The sequence below is a fragment of the Methyloceanibacter sp. genome (genome assembly GCF_041573655.1).
Taxonomy (GTDB): domain Bacteria; phylum Pseudomonadota; class Alphaproteobacteria; order Rhizobiales; family Methyloligellaceae; genus Methyloceanibacter.
Genome location: NZ_JBFFQD010000003.1, coordinates 65,225 through 84,471 on the forward strand (window position 1 = coordinate 65,225; position 19,247 = coordinate 84,471).

The window sequence follows — 19,247 nt, forward strand, 5'->3', positions numbered from 1 at the left end:
CCATGGCCTGCGCTCGTTTGCAGTTAAATGTCTCCGAAGGGCGGCGGCGGTGCAAGTCCCTGGCTTGTCAGCGCCAGCGCCTTGAACAGGATACCCATCGCCGCCGGGTCGACGAGGCGGCTCGTGGCCGAGATGATGTCTTGGCGCTGTTCCGCGGTCGCGCTCGCGCACAATTGGTCGCGGCGCGCCTCCAGACCGAGCTCAAGTAAGAACGCGCCTTGCGGCATCGGCCCGTAGGCGATCAGTCCTTGCGCCGCGGCGGTATCCTTCAGCGCGGCGAAGTCCACATGTGCGGTGAGGTCGACATCCCCCGGCGCCTCGAGAGGGTCGGCAAATTTGTGGCGGGAAACGGCCTGTAGCGTATCGCCGCACACGGTTTGCTCGTGACCATAGTCGACGATCAGGCCTGCGAACGGCGTGGCTTGGGCGCGCGCGCCGAGCGCGGACATGAGTGCGTCGGCCCCGGGCCTGATTTCGAGAATGGTCCCGTCCGGCTCATTCAACGTCTGGCCGAATGCCTGCAAGGGTTCATCGGCGATGGGGGCGCCTTCGCAAAAGGCAAAGCCGCCTTTCGAGGCAATGGTGACGCAGCGCTCGCGCCATTGGTTTTCCCGCCAGACAAGCTGCCGGACGGGCAAGGCATCGACGAACTCGTTGGCGATGAGGATCGAGGGATGCTGTGGCAGTCCGCCGACCTCATCGTGCCATTGGACCGGCACGCCTGCGTCGTACAGCGCCGTCCGCTGCGCCTCCCGCAGGACGGGGCTTGTCTCCACCAGGGCGACGGTCACGTTGTCCAAGAACTCCGGTACGCTCCGCCAGGCACGCATTGCGTCCAACATCAGCGAGCCACGGCCCGGCCCGAGTTCGGCGACGGTGACGGGTTTCGGTTCGCCCATGGACTGCCACACGGCGACGGCCCATAGCCCGAGAAGCTCGCCAAAGACCTGGCTGACTTCTGGTGCGGTGATGAAGTCGCCATCGGCGCCAATGGGCTGACGCGAGGAATAATAGCCGGCGTCTTTGTCTGCCAGACAGGCTCCCATGTAGTCCGCGACGCTGATGGGGCCGTTCCGCGCGATGCGCGCTTTCAGCCGCGCCGCAAGCAGCGTGCTCTTGGAGCTGTGCGGCGCGCGCTCGGCTTTCATCACACGGCCGGGGCTTGCTTCCGCCTTGCGCGCCAGATGAGCCATGCGCCGATCAGCGCCATGGGAACGGAGTAGACGATCCCCGGCGTGAGGAAGGCGACATCCATGGGGTGGCCCGCATGGGGTTCACGCACGAACTCGATCAGGCTGCGGAAGAGAGCATAGAAGATGAGGAACAGGCCAAACACGGTGCCGGGCCGCTCCAGCGCTTTGTAGTAGTGAGTGGCGATCCGCAAGATGATGAACAGCACCACGCCTTCGAGCGCCGCCTCGTAAAGTTGGCTTGGGTGCCGGGGCTGCCCGTCTGTGTTTGGGAACACCATGGCCCAGGGCACGTCGGTGGTGCGGCCGACCACTTCGGAATTGATGAAATTGGCGACGCGGCCGAAGAACAGGCCGAACGGCGTCGCGGCGGAGGCGATGTCGCCGAGCGATAGCGCGTTGATGCCTTTGACGCGCGAGAAGACATAGACGGCTAGGGCGACGCCGAGCAGCCCGCCGTGGAAGGCCATGCCTCCATTCCAAATCGCCGGGATTTGCGAGGGATTGTTCCAGAAGAAGCTCGGCTCGTAGAACAGGACGAACCCGAGGCGGCCGCCCAACACGATGCCGAGCGTGATCCAGAGCAGGAAATCGTCAACCTGACTGACCGTCATGGGCGGCTTGCCGCCCCAAAGGTCCTTGCGGGCCACGAGGCGGCGCGCGTAAAGCCACCCCAGCAGAATGCCCGACATATAGGCAAGGCCGTACCAGCGGACGGCCACGGGCCCGACTTCGATTGCGACGGGGTCGATGACAGGGTAGGTGAGAACGAAAAGCTGCATCACGACTCCGGTTCGAAAGACGGGGCGACCCTTTACCGCCCGAACAAAGCTGTCAAGGCGGCAAGCCTCGCCCGGCGCGGCTTGCCTCGGGCATTGCGGCAGGCAATAGTCGCAAGCGATGACAGTTTGTTTTCAGCTCACGATTTCAAGGGACTTCTCGTCATGACGCAGACAACCGGACGGTTCTTCGATGAGCTCGGCAAGCTCTTGACCGACGCGGCGGGCGCGGCCGACGGCGTGCGCAAGGAAGTCGACAGCGTGGTCCGCGCGCAGGCCGAGCGCGTGTTGCGCGATCTGGATGTCGTGCAGCGTGAGGAGTTCGAAGCAGTCAAGGCGATGGCGCAAAAAGCGCGTGAAGAGAACGAACTCCTGAAGTCCCGCATCGCCGCCTTGGAAGCCAAGGGCAAAGGCAAGAAGGGCAAGTAGGGGCACGGTCTAGAGTCGAGTCTGAACTCCGGTTTATCCACAGATTTCCCAAGCCATCCACAGCAATTCGCGCAATCGGGACTCTGGCGGCGTTCTACTCGCTGACTCCCCATTATATAACTGATTCATCTACTGATTCGCGGCAGCTGTTTCTCGTGCGCAGGATCCCCTGAAGAGGCCCTCAGAGGAGACGCATGGCTTCTATCCAACCGACTTACGACCACTTCACCAACCCGGTGGACATGGTTGAACAGATTGCGACGACTCACGACTGGACCTTCGAGCGGAGCGCGCCCGATGAGCTGACTCTGTCCGTCGCGGGGACCAGTTGCGACTACCACATCTCGCTGACGTGGCGGGAAGACCTGGAAGCGCTGCATCTGGCCAGCGCCTTCGATTTCCGGGTGACCCAGGCGCGGCTGCCGGAAGTCCACCGGCTGGTGGCGCAGATCAACGAGCAGCTTTGGCTCGGCCATTTCGACCTGTGGCGCGATGATGGCATGCTGCTTTACCGCAACGGGCTTTTGCTTGCGGGCGCGAAGACCCATATCGGGCAATGCGAGGGGCTGCTAAAGGCGGCGCTGGAAGCGTGCGAGCGCTATTATCAGTCCTTCCAGTTCGTATTGTGGGCGGGCAGGTCGGCCGAAGAGGCCCTGGCCGCCACGTTGCTTGAGACGCAAGGAACCGCATGACACTCCGCCTCGCCGGTCCGCTGCTCCTCGTTGGTGCGGGCAAGATGGGTGGGGCGCTGCTCGAGGGATGGCTCAAGCAGGGCCTCGACCCCGCAACCGTTTTGATCCAAGACCCCGCGCTGTCGGACGGCATGCGCGCGTTCGCGCGCCAGCACGGCATCGTGGCGGAGGATGCGCCTCAATTGCCGGCGCCGCCTGCCGTTGTGGTGATCGCTGTGAAGCCGGACGTGGCCGCAGCACTTCTGCGGGAGATGGAGCCGCTGCTCGGTGAGGAGACGGTCATCCTATCGATCGCCGCGGGACGCACGTTGGAAAGCTTGTCGCGCGACCTGCCCGATACTGTTGCGGTGGTGCGGGCCATGCCCAACACACCGGCCGCGGTGGGGCGCGGGATTACCGTGTGTGTCGCAAATGCCAATGTCACGGCGGCGCAGAAGCGCGAATGCGATGCGCTGCTCGCGTCCGTCGGCGAGGTGGTTTGGGTGGAGGACGAGGCGCTGATCGATCCCGTCACGGCGGTGTCGGGAAGCGGCCCTGCCTATGTGTTCCTGTTCGCCGAATGTTTGGAGGCGGCCGGCATCGAGGCCGGACTGCCGCACGATCTTGCCAAGCAGCTGGCGCGGGCGACAGTCGCCGGCGCGGGTGAGCTGTTGCGGCGCTCCGATCTGGAACCGGGCGATCTGCGCAAAAACGTCACCTCGCCCAAGGGCACCACGGCGGCGGCTCTGAAGGTGCTGATGGGTGACGAGGCCCTGAAGGATTTGATGGCCCGCGCCGTTGCCGCGGCGGCCAAGCGCTCGGGCGAGCTGTCCTCTTAAGATCAATGGCTTTTCGACCGTCTTTAGATGGCCACTGAAAGGGCCTATCCTATCGGCCAACGGTGACTGTCTGAGGAGATCCCCCATGTTCAACGAATTTTCCAAACGGAACAAAGCCGTGCGGGCTGCGCTGGTGCTTGCTGAGCAGCGCGATTGGGGCGACGTCACGCTGCCCGACATCGCGCGGCACGCTGGCCTCGATCTCGCCGATCTCAGGCGCGAGTTCGCCTGCAAGAGCGGCATCTTGCGAGCCTTTCAGTCCGAGGTGGATGCGGAAGTGCTCTCCAAGTCGAAGCCGGGACCGGACCAGAGTGTGCGTGACCGCGTGTTCGACATGGTGATGACGCGGTTCGAGGTAATGACGCCCTACAAGCCCGCGCTGAAACGCATCGCATGCCATTTGCGCTGCCGGCCGGGTGAGGCCTCGGCGCTCGCGTGCTCAACGCTCGGCGCTCAGTACTGGATGCTGGCGGGCGCGGGCGCGAAGCTCGATGGCGCACCTGGGGCGGTGCGGGTCGCTGGGCTCACGGCGATCTATGGCCGGGTCTTCAAGGTTTGGCTGGAGGACGCCTCGCCATCGCATGACAAGACCATGGCGACGCTCGACCGCGCGCTCGGCAATGGCGAGCGCATGCTGGAGAGGATGGACAAGACCTGCAGCATGTTGTGCGGGCTTCTGCCGCGCGGCTGGAAGCGGAGCTCTGAGCCCAAGGATCAGCCGCCGGCATCCGGGCCTTCGCCGGCAACATCCGTCTGATCCGCTTAGTAGGGCAGCGGGTCGTCGTCGTCCGGGCCGGAGAGGCTCTCGGGACCTTCGCCCGGAAGTTCCGCGTCGATCTCATTCGGACCGAGAGGGAGGCCGCGCTCACCCAACGGTCCGCCGAGTTGGAGCGGGTCGCTCTCCGGCGGTCCGAATACGCCGTCTTGCGCATCGAGCGTGCCCTTGCGGCCGAATTCGACCGCGCCGTCGGAGTCGAGATTAAGTTCGAGCTCCGAGCCCGGCTGCTCGGTCTCCTGAATTCGTTCCGTCTCCGACTGGGCTAGCGCGGGGCCTGCGAACGCCACGGCGGCAATCGCAGCCAGTCCGGCAATGGTCTTCTGCATCGGCACGTCTCCCAAAGGACTTTAGACAGGCACTTTTAGCACGGCTTTCAGCCCGCCGAGACTGGACTGGCTGAGGGCGATGTCGCCGCCATGGATGCGGGCGATGTCCCGGGCGATGGCAAGGCCAAGCCCGGTCGATCCGGAATCCTGATTGCGCGCATGATCGACACGGTAGAAGGGGCGGAACACGTGCTCCCGCTCGTCTTCGGGAATGCCCGGCCCGTCGTCCTCGACCTCGACGGTGAGGGTGCCGTTATGTTTCGCTGCGCTGACAGTGACATGGTCGGCGAAACGCGCGGCGTTGTTGACCAGATTCGTAATGGAACGCTTGAAGGCGTGGCGGCGGACGGGCACCACAAGCGGGGCGTTCTCGATCGCGATGTCGATGGTCTTGTCGCCATGGGCATGGTCCTTCACCTCGCCCAAGACCTCGCCGATATCGACATGGCCGATGGCTTCGCCGGAATCGCCTTTTGCAAAGGCCATATAGTCCTCGAGCATGGCTTGCATCTCGTCGACGTCGGCGTGCATGGCCTCGAGCTCCGGCGTCTCTTCGAACATCGCGAGCTGTAACTTGAAGCGCGTGAGTATGGTTCTCAGGTCGTGGCTGACGCCGGCAAGCATGACGGTGCGCTGCTCGACATGACGCTCGATCCGGTCGCGCATCTCGATGAAGGCGTGCGCGGCTTGCCGGACCTCGCGCGCGCCACGCGGCCGGAAGTCGGCCGGCATCGGGCGGCCCTTACCAAAGCTCTCCGCTGCATGAGCCAGGCGCAGGATCGGCTTGATCTGATTGCGCAGGAACAGGATCGCCACGGTCAGGAGCACCAGCGACGTGCCAAGCATCCACACCAGAAAGATGTGCGAGTTGGATGCATAGGTCTGGCTGCGGCGCGCCAGCACGTGCATCACCGCGTCGTCCAGCTTGACGCGAATATCGACATAGTCGGATCGGCCCACCGTATCGATCCAGAACGGACGCTTGATGCGGCGCTTCAGTCCATCGGAGAGCGTGGTGTCGAGAAGATCGAAGAACGGCTTGGAGCGCGCTTGCGGCAGTTCTTCGCCGGGCGCAAAGCGCACGCGCATGCCGAGATTGTTTTGCGCGAGGTTCGTCAAGGTCGCGACGTCTTGTTTGTTCGGAAACTCCTCGTAGAGGTCGATAAGCAGGGCGATGTTCTGCACCGTGCTCGTGGACAGGCGGTGCGTCACCGTCTGCCAGTGACGCTCCAAGAATACGAATGTCACCACCGATTGCAGCAGCACCACGGGCGCGATGATGATGATCAAGGCGCGCGCATAGAGGCCCTTGGGCATCCTGTCGCCAAACTGGGCCAGCAGCCAGCGGAAGGGCCGGCGTCTTTCGCGCGGGAGCGCGTCGGTATTGGAGATCGCGGTCATCATTCAGAGTACAGAATATAGCCTTTGCCGCGGACGGTCTGGAGATAGACGGGGTTTGTCGGATTGTTCTCGATCTTGCGCCGCAAGCGGTTGATCTGCACGTCGACGGCGCGTTCGCCGCCGGAGTCGGACCCCTTGGCCAGTTCGTGGCGGGAGACCGGCGTGCCGGGGTGCCGCGCGAAGTAGCGCAGCAGTTCGCGCTCGCGTTCGGTCAGGCGCACGGTCTCGCCATCACGCTGCAGCTCGCCGCGTGAGACATGGAACACAAAGTCGCCCATGCGAATCTCGCCCGTGGCAGGTGTGCTCGTGCCACGGCGCAGAATATTGCCGACACGCAATAGGAGTTCGCGCGGGTCGAACGGCTTGGCGAGATAATCGTCGACGCCCGTTTCCAAGCCCTCGATGCGCTGCTCGGGTTCGGCGCGCGCGGTGAGCATGAGGATGGGCACTTGGTTGTTTTCCCGCAGCGCCTTGGCAAAATCGATTCCGGACTCCTTTGGCATCATCACATCGAGAATAAGCAGGTCGTAAGACAGACCGCGCATGGACGCGCGTGCGGTCTCCGCATCGATGGCCGTCGTTACGCGGAAGCCGTGATCGTGAAGATAGCGCGCCAGCAAATCGCGAATGCGACTGTCGTCGTCCACCACAAGAATGTGGGGGGCGTTGTCGTCGGGGCCGTCGCCGCGATGGGTCTTGATGGCTGTCGGCATGATCTAAGTCGCTTTTCCCTTGTCGCCGTTTTCGGGATCGGCTGGAGATGCGGACATTATGGAGGAGACTTTGGGCCGATCTTCGGCATTGATCATGGCCTCGAGAAAACGGCGGAGCGCCGCCTCGGCGCCGGGGCCGGCCGCCTCAAGCGCATTGGCCAAGCGTACCATTTGGGGCGCGGCGAGGCGTTCGGCCAGGGCGCGGCCGCGCTGGGTGGGGAACAGGAGGCGTTCCCGACGGTCGGAGGCACCCGCTTGCTGCGCGATGTAGCCCTGATCGATCAACTGCTTGAGCACGCGCGAGAGGCTCTGCTTGGTGATGTTGAGCAGTTCCAGCAGGTCCGCGACGCGCAAGCCCGAATGGCGGTTGACGAAATGGAGCACCCGGTGATGGGCGCGCCCGAAGCCGAAATCCTTGAGGATGGCGTCCGGATCGCCCGTGAAGTCGCGATAGGCAAAGAACAGGAGTTCGGCAAATTCCTGCAGCTTGGCCTCGGGCACAGTTGTGCCCTTGCCCTCCGGGGTGCCCTTGCCAGGATCGTCGCCGGCGGCTTTGCGGCCCCGGCCCATCGGTGCATTTAGGTCAGTCATGTTGACATATTTTTCCGCTTGGTTTATGTCAGCCATGTTGACTTAATTCAGTCCTTGATACGCCTCGCCGCCTGCTCGCGCAATTGCCCCTTGCTCGCAATTGTTTAGGCAGATGGTATGAGGGGCACCTGAGTGATTTTGGGATCGAGGCCGCAACTCAGAACGGCCTGTCCTTGGCGTGGAGGAGACGTGATGTCGGGCTTCGATCAGCGCGAAGGCGTTATCTGGTTCAATGGCGAGCTGATCCCGTGGACCGACGCAAAGGTGCATCTTCTCACCCATGCGCTGCATTATGGCAGCGCCGTGTTCGAGGGCATGCGCGCCTATGACGGCGAGATCTTCAAGCTCACCGAGCACAATCAGCGCCTGCACACCTCCGCCGAGATCCTAGACTTCGAGGTTCCGTATTCCGTCGCCGAGCTTGACAAGGCGGCGCGGGACGTCATGCGCGCCAATAATCTGTCCGACGCCTATGTCCGGCCGTTCGCCTGGCGGGGCAGCGAGCAGATGGGCGTCTCGGCGCAGAAGACGACGATCAATGTTGCCATCGCCGCGTGGAACTGGGGCTCGTATTTCGATCCGGCCGCGCGCGAGAAGGGGCTGAAGTTCACCTTCGCCAAATACCGCCGGCCCGACCCGGCGACCGCGCCGGTCCACAGCAAGGCGGCGGGTCTTTATATGATCTGCACCATCGAGAAGCACCGCGCCGAACGCGAAGGCTTTGCCGATGCCGTGATGCTCGATTGGCGCGGACAGATCGCCGAGTGCACAGGCGCGAACATCTTCTTCGTGAAGGACGGCGTGATCTATACGCCGACGCCCGACTGTTTCCTCGACGGCATCACGCGGCGCACGGTCATCGGGCTCGCCAAGCAGCGCGGCTGGAAAGTGATCGAGACGGGCATCATGCCGGAAGAGCTTGCCGATTTCACCGAGTGCTTCATCACCGGCACCGCCGCAGAGGTCATGCCGGTCGGTTCGATCGGCGACTACACGTTCGAAGTCGGCGACATTACGCGCACGCTGATGAACGACTACGCCGCGCTGGTGCGGCCCGCGCAGGCCAAGGTCGCCGCGGCGGGGTAGGCACTGTTTGGCTGCAGTCACTCTTCTTCGGCAGTAGCACCATCGAGCCGTTCTTCCACGATTTTCCTACACAAGACGTCCGTTCGAACCGCACTAGGACTGTATTCCTGTATCGGGAGGCGCGGATAAGAGCGGGCTTGGCGCGAGGCGAGCCGTGCTAATGTCGCCCGCCATGAGTTCGCTCAGCCCACAAGTCGTGCAGCGCACGCCAACGGAAGAAGAGCCGCCCAAGGCGGCACCGGCGTTCGACGCCGCGTTCCGCGCGCGGCTTTACGACCTGCTGCGCTGGCGGCGGGACGTGCGCCGCTTCAAGCGCGATGCACTTCCCGAAGGCATGCTCGACCGGCTGATCGGCTTGGCGTGTCTGGCCCCGTCCGTGGGACTCAGCGAGCCCTGGCGGTTCGTGCTGGTGGAGGCCGCCGGCCGCCGCGCCGCCATCCGCGCCAATTTCGAGGCTTGCAACAAAGACGCGCTGGCCATGCAGGAGCCCGACCGGGCGGCGCTCTATGCGCGGCTCAAGCTGGCGGGGCTCGACGAAGCGCCGGTACAAATCGCCGTATTCGCCGACCGGGACACGACCCAAGGCTCGGGCCTTGGCCGTCTCACCATGACGGAGACCATCGATTACTCCGTGGTGATGGCGATCCATACGCTGTGGCTTGCCGCGCGGGTGGAAGGCTTGGGGCTGGGCTGGGTGTCGATCCTCGATCCGGCCTGCATGGCGGAGATCCTCGACGTGCCCAAGGATTGGACCTTTATCGGGCTCTTATGCGTTGGCTATCCGCAAGAAGAAGACGACACGCCGGCGCTGGAGCGGGCTGGCTGGGAGCATCGACACGCGCCGGACAGGGTCGTTATCCGCCGGTGAGCCTTCGCGCGATGCTTGATCCCGGAGGGCTCAAAGGGCACTCTTGGTCCAGCGGTGGGGCACCGCGATTTAGGGGGGCGATCTCGTGCGTATCACGCTCGTATTGGCTGGGCTAATGGCTTTGCTGGCGCTGCCGGCCGGAGACGGCCAGGCTGGGGCCCCTTGGCTGCCGGGGCTGAACGATGCCGCGCCCGCGCCGATCGCCGCGCCCGCCAAGGCCTTCAGGGACTGCCAGGAGATCGCGCGCTGTTCGGGCTGCCGGCCCGTCTATAAGTGCCGCTCCTGCAAATATCAGCGGGTCTGCAATCGCGGCTTCTGCGAATGGCGCGATGTCTGCGTCTGGGGGCCGTACCAGAAAGTGCTGCCGCCGAACGCGCGCATCATCCGGGTGCGCTAGCTACTCGGCCGCGTTGTTTCGCGACCAGCGCGTCGTTGCCGCATCGTCGCTTTCCTTCGCCTCGACCCATTTGTCGCCGGCCGGACCGCTCTCGCGTTTCCAGAACGGCGCGTGTGTCTTGAGGTAGTCCATGAGAAAGCGCGCGGCGTCGAAGGCGGCGTCGCGATGGGTGGAGGCGGTGATGACCAGCACGATGTTGTCGCCGGGTTTCAGCGTACCGACCCGATGCACGATGAGCGAAGCTTGTAGCGGCCAACGCTTCTTTGCTTCCGCCTCAATGCGCGCAAGCTCTGTTTCGGTCATGCCGGGATAATGCTCGAGCGTCATCTCGGTGATGTCGCCCGTTTCTTGGCCGGCATGATCGCGCACGGTGCCGGTGAAGCTGACGACGGCGCCGATATCGGTGCGGCCGGACCGCAGCGCGGCGATTTCCGCGCCGATGTCGAAGTCTTCGGTCTGGATGCGGATCACCTCAGCCTCCGGTGACGGGCGGGAAGAAGGCGATCTCCTGCGCGTCGCCGATCTTCGCGTCATGCCGCGCGTGGGTCTGGTCGACGGCCGCGCGGATCACCTCGGCGCGTTCGAAGGCATGCGCGAACTCAGGCCCGCGCGTCTTCAGCCAGGCGATCAGCTCGGCGACGGTGGCGACATCGCCCGGCACTTCGACGTCCTCGGCGGCGTGTCCGACTTTCTCTTTCACCCAAGCGAAATACAGGAGACGCATTACTCGTCCTCAGGGACCACGTGGTGGAACGTGGCGCGCAGATAGTCATAGCCGGTGTAAATCGTGAGGATCGCGGCAATCCAAAGAAGCGTCAGGCCAAACAGAGTCGTGTACGGCCAGATCTTGTCGCCGGCGGAGCCTGCCAACAGGAAGCCAATGGCCACCATCTGCACCAAGGTTTTCCACTTGGCCAGTTTGGTGACCGGCACGCCGACATTCAACGTACCGAGAAATTCGCGTAAGCCCGACACGAGAATTTCGCGGGAAAGAATGATCACGCCGGCACACAACGACCAGCCGGCGATTGTGCCGTCGGCGGCAAGCATCAGAAGCGCGGCGGCGACGATCAGCTTGTCGGCGATGGGATCGAGCATCTGGCCAAGAGCACTTTGTTGCTGCCAGGCGCGGGCGAGATAGCCGTCGAGGAAGTCGCTGACGCCGGCGGCGATGAAAATCCACATGGCCAGCCACCGGCCCCAATCGCCCGTCACGAAGAAAGAGGCGACGAGTGCCGGCACCGCAAGAATGCGGCCATAGGTCAGGATATTCGGCAGGCTGCCGAAATGTCTCCAATTGCTTCCGCGTCCGCCTGCCAAACCTTGTTCCGCCATATCCCGTCCGTTCCGCTCAACTAGCCGCGCTCGTGGAAGTGATCATAGATCGTCTTTGCCATCTGTGCGCTGATACCGCCAACGCCCTCGAGATCGGTAATGCCAGCGCGGCTGACGGCCTTGGCCGAACCGAAATACTTCAGCAAGGCCCGTTTGCGCGCGGGGCCAATGCCCGGCACCTCGTCCAGTGGCGAGGCGGTGATGCCTTTCTTGCGCCGGGCGCGGTGGGCGCCGATGGCAAACCGGTGGGCCTCGTCCCGGAGCGTCTGGATGCAATAAAGCACAGGGTCGCGCGGTTCCAAAAGCAAAGGCGCTTTGTCCTTCTGGTAGACGCGCTCGCGGCCGGCATTGCGGTCCGGGCCTTTGGCCACCGCGGCGATGCGGATGTCCGAAAGGCCGAGATCGTCCAGGACGCCTTGCGCCGCGGAGAGCTGCCCCGGGCCGCCGTCGATCAGAACCAGATCGGGCGCGGCCCAGCCCTCGCCTTGGTCCTTGTCCCTTTCTTTGACCAGCCGGCTGAAACGCCGGTTCAGCATCTCGCGCATCATGGCGTAGTCGTCGCCGGGCGCGAGGTCCTCGCCCTTCATGTTGAACTTGCGGTACTGCGCTTTGATGAAGCCCTCCGGGCCCGCCACGATCATGGCGCCGACGGGATTTGAGCCGGAGATGTGGCTGTTGTCGTAGACCTCGATTCGCTCCGGGCTTTCGTCGAGGTCCAGCACCTCGGCGAGGCGGGCAAAGATCGCAGCTTGGCTGGCGTGCTCGGCAAGACGCCGTGCCAAGGCCTCGCGCGCGTTGACCAGCGCGTGGTCAACGAGCTCGCGCTTCTCGCCGCGTTGCGGCGTGGTCACGGTGATCTTGTGACCGGCCTTGAGCGCGAGCGCCTCGGCGAGCAGGCGGCGCCCCTTGATGTCATGTGACAGGAGGATGTGCTTGGGCGGCGGCTTGTCGTCGTAGAACTGGGCGATGAACGATTCCAGCACCAGTTCGGGACCAAGCGCCTTGTCGGCGCGGGGGAAGTAGGCGCGGTTGCCCCAGCTATTGCCGCTGCGGAAGAAGAACACCTGGATGCAGGTCTGGCCCGCGTCCTGATGGACGGCGAAGACGTCCGCCTCCTTCACCGTGTGCGGGTTGATGCCCTGGTGCGATTGAACATGGGACAGCGCGGTCAGGCGATCGCGAAAGCTCGCCGCGCGTTCGTAGTCCTGGTCCTCGCTGGCTTCGTTCATCAGCGCGTGCAGGCGATGTTTCACCTCGTCGCTCTCGCCGCGCAAGAAGGCAAGCGCCTCTTCCAGCAGTGCACCGTAGTCCTGTTCGGTGATCTCCCCGGTACAAGGCGCGCTGCATCGCTTGATTTGGTAGAGCAGGCAGGGCCGCAGGCGTGTCTCGTAATAGGTATCGGAGCACGAGCGCAGCAGGAAGGCGCGCTGCAATGTGTTGATGGTGCGGGTGACGGCGCCGGCCGAGGCGAAGGGGCCGAAATAGTCGCCCTTGCGGTTCCTCGCACCGCGATGCTTTAGGATCTGCGGCATGGGGTGATCGCGCGCGATCAAGATGAAGGGGAAGGACTTGTCGTCCCGCAGCACTACGTTGAAGCGCGGCTTCAGCCGCTTGATGAGGTTCGCCTCAAGAAGCAGCGCCTCCATCTCCGTCTTTGTGGTGACGAACTCCATGCTCGCGGTATCGGCGATCATGCGGGCGATGCGGTTGTTGTGGCCCGTGCCCCGCGCATAGCTCTGGACGCGCTTCTTCAGATGCCGCGCTTTGCCCACGTAGAGCACCTGGCTCTCAGCATCGAACATGCGGTAGACGCCGGGGCCTGCGGGCGCCGTCTTAGCGTGGCGGGCGATGACGGCGGCGCCGGTCTCGACACCGCTCGCAGCCTTGCGCGCACGCGCCGGAGGCGAGGCGGGGGTGTCGGGGTTCTCTAAGGACATGGGATCACGAGGGGTTTGGCGCTTCTCCGAGGCGGTCCGCGCCGACCTTCAGCGAAAGTATGGTCTAACGGCTCAGGCGTTCAAGAGCCGCGGACATAGGCGGCTCCCAAGCCAAATGCTGTCCGGCGTCCAGCGCGATCATTTGGCCGGTGATCGAGGGCGTTTCCAGGAGAAACCGGATCGCGGCTGTGACGTCTTCGATGGACACCGGGCGTTTCAGCAGGGTGGATTGGTATTCGCGTTCGAATTCGGCGTCCGTTTGGTCCCGGTTGGGCAGGACGGGTCCCGGCGCGACGGCGTTGACCCGGATTCTCGGGGCCAGGGCCTGCGCCAGGGTCTGAGTCGCCGTCCACAGGGCCGACTTGGCGATCGTGTAGGAGAAGTAGCCGGGGTCGAGGCGCCACACCTTTTGGTCGATCAGATTGATAACATTGCCTGTTTCGCCTTCCGGCAGCGCCTTGGCGAAGGCCTGGGTCAGGAACACGGGCGCTTTTAGGTTGAGGTCGCAATGCTGCTGCCAGGTCTCGGCATCGACGGTTTCGGCGGTATCCCACTCAAAACAGGCGGCATTGTTGATGAGGCAGGTCAGAGGCCCTAGCTCCCGGCCGCATGACGCCACCAAGGCTCCGAGGTCATCGAGGCGAAGATCGGCCCGCACGGCCACAGCCCGGCCCCCGAACGATTCGATCTCCTGCACGACAGCGAAGGCCTTCTCCTCGGACGCGTGGTAGTGGACCGCCACCCGCCACCCGCTTTGGGCCAAGCCAATCGCGATGGCCCGGCCAAGCCGGCGGCCCGCCCCGGTCACGAGCGCGGTCCCGTGGAAGCTCTGTTCAGCCATGGCGTGCCTTGGGGGAAGCGGGAAAGGGCCAGTTGTCAAGGATTTCGCGGCGGAGAGATCGCACTCTAGGGGAGGGGTTGATTCCGAACAAGCCGCTGTTGGGCCGGCCAAAAACTCCCCGAAAGATGGAAGCCGTCACGCGCGCAAGCCGTTGCCAGCGCTGGTATTCGCCCGGTAATTAAGCAAATGCCTGTCTTGTGTGCACTTCAACTGCGCGTTTGTGCAGCGCGGCGAAGGTCATGAGCCCAATGTGGCATCAAAGTTCTTGAACCATTGCAGAATAGTCACACAGCCCCGCTCGTTTTTAAAACGCCTTGCTTTTTCTTTGCTTAAAAGGGGGTGCCGACTATTGTCAGGGCAACGAGGACGTTGCTCTGCGGACACAACGCAGGCTGCATCCCAAAGGGACAGGCGATCAAAAAGCAGGAGACAGGATAATGGTTCGGGAAGCGGGGATTCTAAAGCTTTCTCTCTTGAGTGCGGCACTGGTCACGGGGATGGCTATGCCGGCACAAGCGCAGATTGCAGAACTTGAAGAGAAGGACGCACCTGGTGCTGTGGGTGGAGGATTTTCCCTTAGCGCGTCGGCGGCCTTTACAACCGACTATGTTTTCCGAGGCATCTCGCAGACGGATGAGAACCCGGCGGTGCAGGCTTCATTGGATGCGGCCTACGGCATTTTCTATATCGGCATGTGGGGCTCTAATGTCGACTTCGGTGGCGGCCCGGCCGGGCAGGACCTCGCCAATATCGAGATTGACTACTACGCGGGTATCGCACCGGAGTGGAAGGGGATCAGCTTCGACATTGGCGGTATTTACTACACCTATCCGGGCGCGTTCGACCCGGGCGGCGAATTTGACTATTTCGAGCTGAAGACTGGTATGGCCTACACGTTCATGGACGCTCTGACGGTTGGTGTTACCAATTACTGGTCGCCCGAGTTTTTCGGTGAGACCGGTAGCGCCAACGCCGTTGAGCTCGCGGGTGAATACGTCTTTAGCAATCAGCTGTTCAACTTTTTTGATCCGAGCGTGAGCGCCCTGGTTGGTTTCCAGTCGCTCAAAGGTAATGGTGACTACACCTATTGGAACGCCGGTCTGACTCTCGGTTTCATGGACAACTTCTCCGCCGACGTTCGCTACTGGGATACCGACATCAGCTCGGGTGCCTGTACATCTATCTGCGACTCGCGTGTCGTGGGAACCCTGAGCGCATCGTTTTAGGGTTTAGAACTTCCCCAAAAGCACTTCCCACCTAAAAAGGGCGCCCTTGCGGCGCCCTTTTTTGGTGCCGGTTCGGTGGCATATGCGGGGCCATGAGCGGGATGGGCGAGAAGATGGACGCGGGCGTTCCTGACGCTGCCGCGATCGCCAAGGCGCACGCGGTCTACACGCCTGCCGCGCTCCGTTTCTACGATCTCGCGGTGCATGGGCTGTCCAACCGGTTTGCCTGGCGGTGTCCGGCATCACGGCTTGTCGAACTCTACGCGCAAGGCCTGTCAGCCAATCACCTGGAAGCAGGGGTGGGCACGGGGCTGTTTCTCGATCGCGCCGGCACGGGTTTCGACCGGCTGGTCTTGGCCGACATCAACGTGCATTGCCTTGATTTGGCGGGGCGCCGGCTGGCGCGGTTCCGGCCGGCATTGCGCCAAGCCAATCTGTTGGCGCCCCTGGAGTTCGATCTCGCGCCATTCACCTCGGTGGGCCTGACCTATGTGCTGCACTGCCTGCCGGGCACCATGTCTGAGAAGCTGGTGGCGGTCGACCACCTCAAGCCGTTCATGGCGGAGGGGGCGAGGCTGTTCGGCGCCACGATTCTTGGCCGTGGGGTTGTGCCCAACATCGCGGCGCGGGGTTTGCTCGATCTCTACAACAAGAAGGGCGTGTTCAATAACGGCGCCGACGGCATCGAGGCTCTGACCGACGGGCTCCGGCAGCGTTTCGCTACCGTGAGGATCGAGCAGGACGGCCTTGTGGCCTTGTTCACGGCGCGCTGAGCCTCGCAGGGTCATTGCAGGCCAAAGTCCGTCTCGGGATGGCCATTAACCCGCCGCTAACCCTACCCAGTTTCGCCCCGGTTCGTCGTTAACGGTCGGTAAGGGTAGGGCACTACCCTTGAGGCCGTGAGCGCTTGGTTCGGGCCACCTGGCGAACGGAACCGAGCCTCCAATCGTGAGGGAGTTTGTCATGCGTACGCGATTGTATCGGGCCGCGACTGGCGCCGTCGTGCTGGTGGCCAGCGCCACGGCCTCAAGCCCCGCATTAAGTGGTGGCGACGTCTACGACACAGCGCCCGTCTACGACATGGCGCCGGTCCCGTCCCAAGATCTTTTCGAGGGGTGGTGGCTCGGCGGCACGATCGGCGGTGCCTCAGTGAGCTACGACAAGACGCCGGCCGGCTCGGTGTCGTCCGACGGCGCCGTGGGTGGCATCATCGGCGGCTATAGCTGGCAGCACGGTCCCTTCGTCGTGGGCATCGAAGGCGATTTTCTCGCTTCCGATGTGAGCGGCAGCCGCAGATTTGGCGGCGGTCTCAACAAGGTGAGCCCCGGGTTCGACTCGGTCGCCGATCTGCGTTTGCGTGCGGGCTATACGGTTCTGCCCAACCTGCTCCTGTTCGGAACCTTCGGCGGCTCCTGGGCCGACGCGGATCTTCCGATCAGCGGTCCCGGCGGTGCTTTCCGCGAAGCGACGTTCTTCGGTTGGAGCGTCGGCGGTGGCGCGGAGTATGCGTTCGACCAGAACTGGAGCGGGCGCTTCGACTATCAGTTTACTGACTTCGACGCCGAGACAGTCTCCTATCCCGGTGGCAAGGCGACCTTCGATCCGGATTCGGACACGTTCCGCGGCTCGGTGATCTACCGCTTCTAAGGGACCGTTACGGTAACCCGGCGCAACGGACACAAGCGCTTCTGATTGAAGTTCGAGCCGCACGCACGTGGCTGAAGGTCTGTGCCGAAGCAGATGCGGACGTCGAACAGTTTTCCACGCCGGCACGTCACCGCGATCATGTCAGGCGTCAGCCAATCATTGGTCGCGATAAATTCGCTCTCGATTTTTTCGGGCGACAAGAAGTGTTGCGTCTTCGGGTCGTCGAAAATCGCAGGAATGTGGACCTGGTCACGGGCAATGCGGGCGGCGGCGAAATAGTCGGCCGGCGGCAGGCCGGAGCAGGTTCCGTGCGTCCTGTACTCGTGGATGATCATGCCCTTACTTGGCATGACGCCCAGCATCTCGTTGATCACGGCTGATGGCACCCAAGGGCGCTGGCCGGTGTAGCAATCTTCCGGCCAGCCCTTTGCGTATTGCGGCCAGAAGCCGTGGAGCACGAAGTCGTCCGGCTGTTTCGCATCGCATTGCTGATCGCCGCGGGGACCGCCTTCCATGAGGCAATGCGTTGGCGACCAGCTCAACACCAGCGCGTAATAGTCGATATTGCCGGGCTCGGCGTGACGATAGGCGTGAGGCCTGTCGTCATAGGCGACCCCGGCCGACGCGCAGAGCAATGTGGCGGCGATAGCGGCAGCGCCAACACCCGTGATGCACCCGTCAAAGCGAGACATCGTGATCCCCCAGCTTGGCAAGGATGCGCGCCCAGCTTCGCGCGCCCTTCTCGAAGCTCGTGAGGTTGTACTTCTCGTTCGGCGAATGAATGCGGTCGTCGTCGAGAGCGAATCCGACCAACAGCGCATCCATGCCGAGCCGCGTGCGGAACGACTCGACGATGGGAATAGAGGCGCCGCAGCCGACGACCACGGGCGGTTTGCCCCATTCGTCTTGCAGCGCGGCGGCCGTGGCGCGGAACGCGGGCGCTGCCGTGTCGAAGCCGACCGCGGGCGAGCCGCCTTCGCCGCCGAAGGAAACGCGCGCGTCGCCCGGGAGGCGTTCCGCGATGAAGCGATGGAGCCCGTCGATGATCTTGGCAGGGTCTTGATTCGGCACCAGGCGAAACGAAAGCTTCGCGCTGGCTTGTGCGGGGATCACCGTCTTGGTGCCCGGTCCCGTATAGCCGCCGATCATGCCGTTGACCTCGACCGTCGGCCGCGACCAGAGCTGCTCTAGCACGTTTCTGTCCGTTTCCCCCGCAGGCTCGCTCAGACCAATTTCGCCGAGGAACGCGGACGTGTCGAAGCCAAGCGCCCCCCAGGCGTCGCGCTGCTTGCCCGAGGGTTCGTGCACATCGTCGTAGAAGCCGGGAATGGTCACGCGCCCCTGTGCGTCATGTAAGTCGGCGACGAGTTCGGCGAGGACGCGAATGGGGTTGCGGGCCGGACCGCCGTAAATGCCTGAATGCAGATCGCGCGATGGACCGCTGACGGTGATTTCCGAAAAGGCAAGCCCGCGCAGGAAGGCGGTGATCGCGGGCGTCTCCGGGTCCCATTGGCCCGTATCGCAGACAAGGGCGATATCGGCCTGCAGTTCATCGCCATGGGCTGCAAGAAAGGGCGCGAGGCTGGGACTCCCCGACTCCTCCTCGCCTTCGAACAGCACCGTCACGTCGACGGGGAGCGCGCCGTCCACGGCCATCCAGGCGCGGCAGGCCTCAAGGAAGGTCATCACCTGGCCTTTGTCGTCGGACGCGCCGCGCGCCACGATCACTTGCCCATGCTGCGCGTCGTCGACGAGCTGCGCCTCGAAGGGGGGCGCATCCCAAGCCTCCAGCGGGTCGGGAGGCTGCACGTCGTAGTGACCGTAGAAAAGAACGTGAGGGCGAGCGCCGCCGTCCGGATGGCGCCAATGCGCGACGACCATCGGCTTGCCGTCAGTCGGTTCGACGCGCGCCTCGAAGCCGATGTCGCACAAGCTCTTGGCGCACCAGTCGGCCGCATAAAGACAGGCTTCGTGACAGGCGGGGTCGGTGGAGATGCTGGGAATCGCCAAAAAGTCGAACAGCCGCTCCAGTGCGGCCGCGCGTCCCTCGGTGAGACGGTCGAGCACGCTGCGAAGTTGGTCTGAGGCGCGGGTTCGGTCCACCGTCATAAGCTAACGTGTCTCGAGGCAAGGTGTCTTGGTCTGCCGTTCAGCGGCGCGCGACCAAAAAAATCCCGCTGACGATAGCGGCGT

23 protein-coding genes are annotated in these 19,247 nt (G+C 63.6%); 10 read left to right on the forward strand and 13 right to left on the reverse strand.

The window, feature by feature from the left end; all coding sequences use genetic code 11:
• Positions 1-23: 23 nt before the first annotated feature.
• Together ABY454_RS01505 and lgt are read right to left on the reverse strand one after the other, a co-directional pair.
• On the reverse strand, positions 24-1,193 hold the full coding sequence (locus tag ABY454_RS01505; protein WP_372928401.1) for a class I SAM-dependent methyltransferase: 1,170 nt from the start codon (positions 1,191-1,193) through the stop codon (positions 24-26).
• On the reverse strand, positions 1,148-1,972 hold the full coding sequence (gene lgt, locus ABY454_RS01510) for a prolipoprotein diacylglyceryl transferase (protein WP_372928402.1): 825 nt from the start codon (positions 1,970-1,972) through the stop codon (positions 1,148-1,150). The genes ABY454_RS01505 and lgt overlap by 46 nt, the downstream gene beginning before the upstream one ends.
• A 162-nt stretch (positions 1,973-2,134) precedes the next feature.
• Between lgt and ABY454_RS01515 the strand changes: the two genes are divergently transcribed.
• The 4 genes from ABY454_RS01515 to ABY454_RS01530 all read left to right on the forward strand — a co-directional run bounded on the left by ABY454_RS01515 (position 2,135) and on the right by ABY454_RS01530 (position 4,665).
• Positions 2,135-2,398 carry an accessory factor UbiK family protein gene (locus tag ABY454_RS01515; RefSeq protein ID WP_372928403.1) on the forward strand — a complete coding sequence of 88 codons (264 nt, stop codon included), beginning with the start codon at positions 2,135-2,137 and terminating at the stop codon, positions 2,396-2,398.
• A 194-nt stretch (positions 2,399-2,592) separates the two neighbouring features.
• Positions 2,593-3,090, forward strand: a complete 498-nt coding sequence (locus tag ABY454_RS01520) for a YbjN domain-containing protein (protein WP_372928404.1) — start codon at positions 2,593-2,595, stop codon at positions 3,088-3,090.
• The gene (gene proC / locus ABY454_RS01525; RefSeq protein WP_372928405.1) at positions 3,087-3,908 is read left to right on the forward strand and encodes a pyrroline-5-carboxylate reductase; all 822 of its coding nucleotides are present in this window, start codon (positions 3,087-3,089) and stop codon (positions 3,906-3,908) included. Before ABY454_RS01520 ends, proC begins: the two co-directional genes overlap by 4 nt.
• Positions 3,909-3,993: 85 nt before the next feature.
• Positions 3,994-4,665: a TetR/AcrR family transcriptional regulator gene (locus ABY454_RS01530; protein ID WP_372928406.1), complete on the forward strand. Its 672-nt coding sequence runs from the start codon at positions 3,994-3,996 to the stop codon at positions 4,663-4,665.
• Positions 4,666-4,670: 5 nt separating this feature from the next.
• Here ABY454_RS01530 and ABY454_RS01535 read toward each other — a convergent pair whose 3' ends face one another.
• The 4 genes from ABY454_RS01535 to ABY454_RS01550 are packed head-to-tail and all read right to left on the reverse strand — an operon-like array spanning position 4,671 to position 7,717.
• On the reverse strand, positions 4,671-5,012 hold the full coding sequence (locus ABY454_RS01535; RefSeq protein ID WP_372928407.1) for a hypothetical protein: 342 nt from the start codon (positions 5,010-5,012) through the stop codon (positions 4,671-4,673).
• A gap of 21 nt (positions 5,013-5,033) precedes the next feature.
• Positions 5,034-6,416: an ATP-binding protein gene (locus tag ABY454_RS01540; RefSeq protein ID WP_372928408.1), complete on the reverse strand. Its 1,383-nt coding sequence runs from the start codon at positions 6,414-6,416 to the stop codon at positions 5,034-5,036.
• Positions 6,413-7,126: a response regulator gene (locus ABY454_RS01545; protein WP_372928409.1), complete on the reverse strand. Its 714-nt coding sequence runs from the start codon at positions 7,124-7,126 to the stop codon at positions 6,413-6,415. The genes ABY454_RS01540 and ABY454_RS01545 overlap by 4 nt, the downstream gene beginning before the upstream one ends.
• Before the next feature lie 3 nt (positions 7,127-7,129).
• Complete coding sequence (locus ABY454_RS01550) at positions 7,130-7,717, reverse strand: MarR family winged helix-turn-helix transcriptional regulator (protein ID WP_372928410.1); 588 nt, start codon at positions 7,715-7,717, stop codon at positions 7,130-7,132.
• A gap of 192 nt (positions 7,718-7,909) precedes the next feature.
• Between ABY454_RS01550 and ABY454_RS01555 the strand changes: the two genes are divergently transcribed.
• The 3 genes from ABY454_RS01555 (at position 7,910) to ABY454_RS01565 (ending at position 10,068) form a co-directional block, all read left to right on the forward strand.
• Entirely contained in the window at positions 7,910-8,803 is an 894-nt protein-coding gene (locus ABY454_RS01555) for a branched-chain amino acid aminotransferase (protein ID WP_372928411.1), read from the forward strand.
• A gap of 172 nt (positions 8,804-8,975) precedes the next feature.
• A complete protein-coding gene (bluB, locus tag ABY454_RS01560) occupies positions 8,976-9,671 on the forward strand; it encodes a 5,6-dimethylbenzimidazole synthase (RefSeq protein WP_372928412.1) in 696 nt (231 codons plus the stop codon).
• Positions 9,672-9,756: 85 nt separating this feature from the next.
• Positions 9,757-10,068 carry a hypothetical protein gene (locus ABY454_RS01565; RefSeq protein ID WP_372928413.1) on the forward strand — a complete coding sequence of 104 codons (312 nt, stop codon included), beginning with the start codon at positions 9,757-9,759 and terminating at the stop codon, positions 10,066-10,068.
• On the opposite strand, the gene moaE is transcribed toward ABY454_RS01565, so the two are convergent.
• From moaE to ABY454_RS01590, 5 genes are all read right to left on the reverse strand, one after another.
• A complete protein-coding gene (moaE, locus tag ABY454_RS01570; protein WP_372928414.1) occupies positions 10,069-10,539 on the reverse strand; it encodes a molybdopterin synthase catalytic subunit MoaE in 471 nt (156 codons plus the stop codon).
• A gap of 1 nt (position 10,540) precedes the next feature.
• Positions 10,541-10,792, reverse strand: a complete 252-nt coding sequence (moaD, locus tag ABY454_RS01575; protein ID WP_372928415.1) for a molybdopterin converting factor subunit 1 — start codon at positions 10,790-10,792, stop codon at positions 10,541-10,543.
• Positions 10,792-11,403, reverse strand: a complete 612-nt coding sequence (gene pgsA / locus ABY454_RS01580) for a CDP-diacylglycerol--glycerol-3-phosphate 3-phosphatidyltransferase (protein ID WP_372928416.1) — start codon at positions 11,401-11,403, stop codon at positions 10,792-10,794. Before pgsA ends, moaD begins: the two co-directional genes overlap by 1 nt.
• A 20-nt stretch (positions 11,404-11,423) precedes the next feature.
• Positions 11,424-13,340, reverse strand: a complete 1,917-nt coding sequence (gene uvrC / locus ABY454_RS01585) for an excinuclease ABC subunit UvrC (RefSeq protein ID WP_372928417.1) — start codon at positions 13,338-13,340, stop codon at positions 11,424-11,426.
• 64 nt (positions 13,341-13,404) lie between these two features.
• Positions 13,405-14,181, reverse strand: a complete 777-nt coding sequence (locus ABY454_RS01590) for an SDR family oxidoreductase (RefSeq protein WP_372928418.1) — start codon at positions 14,179-14,181, stop codon at positions 13,405-13,407.
• 437 nt (positions 14,182-14,618) lie between these two features.
• Here ABY454_RS01590 and ABY454_RS01595 point away from each other — a divergent pair, with 437 nt between their 5' ends.
• The 3 genes from ABY454_RS01595 to ABY454_RS01605 all read left to right on the forward strand — a co-directional run bounded on the left by ABY454_RS01595 (position 14,619) and on the right by ABY454_RS01605 (position 17,054).
• Positions 14,619-15,407, forward strand: coding sequence for a TorF family putative porin (locus tag ABY454_RS01595; RefSeq protein WP_372928419.1), 789 nt, complete (start codon positions 14,619-14,621; stop codon positions 15,405-15,407).
• A gap of 101 nt (positions 15,408-15,508) precedes the next feature.
• Positions 15,509-16,180, forward strand: a complete 672-nt coding sequence (locus ABY454_RS01600; RefSeq protein WP_372928420.1) for a methyltransferase type 12 — start codon at positions 15,509-15,511, stop codon at positions 16,178-16,180.
• 190 nt (positions 16,181-16,370) lie between these two features.
• Positions 16,371-17,054: an outer membrane protein gene (locus tag ABY454_RS01605; protein ID WP_372928421.1), complete on the forward strand. Its 684-nt coding sequence runs from the start codon at positions 16,371-16,373 to the stop codon at positions 17,052-17,054.
• On the opposite strand, the gene ABY454_RS01610 is transcribed toward ABY454_RS01605, so the two are convergent.
• The gene (locus ABY454_RS01610; RefSeq protein ID WP_372928422.1) at positions 17,051-17,746 is read right to left on the reverse strand and encodes a ribonuclease T; all 696 of its coding nucleotides are present in this window, start codon (positions 17,744-17,746) and stop codon (positions 17,051-17,053) included. The genes ABY454_RS01605 and ABY454_RS01610 overlap by 4 nt on opposite strands.
• Positions 17,733-19,163, reverse strand: a complete 1,431-nt coding sequence (locus tag ABY454_RS01615; protein WP_372928423.1) for a M20/M25/M40 family metallo-hydrolase — start codon at positions 19,161-19,163, stop codon at positions 17,733-17,735. The genes ABY454_RS01610 and ABY454_RS01615 overlap by 14 nt, the downstream gene beginning before the upstream one ends.
• Positions 19,164-19,247: the final 84 nt, after the last annotated feature.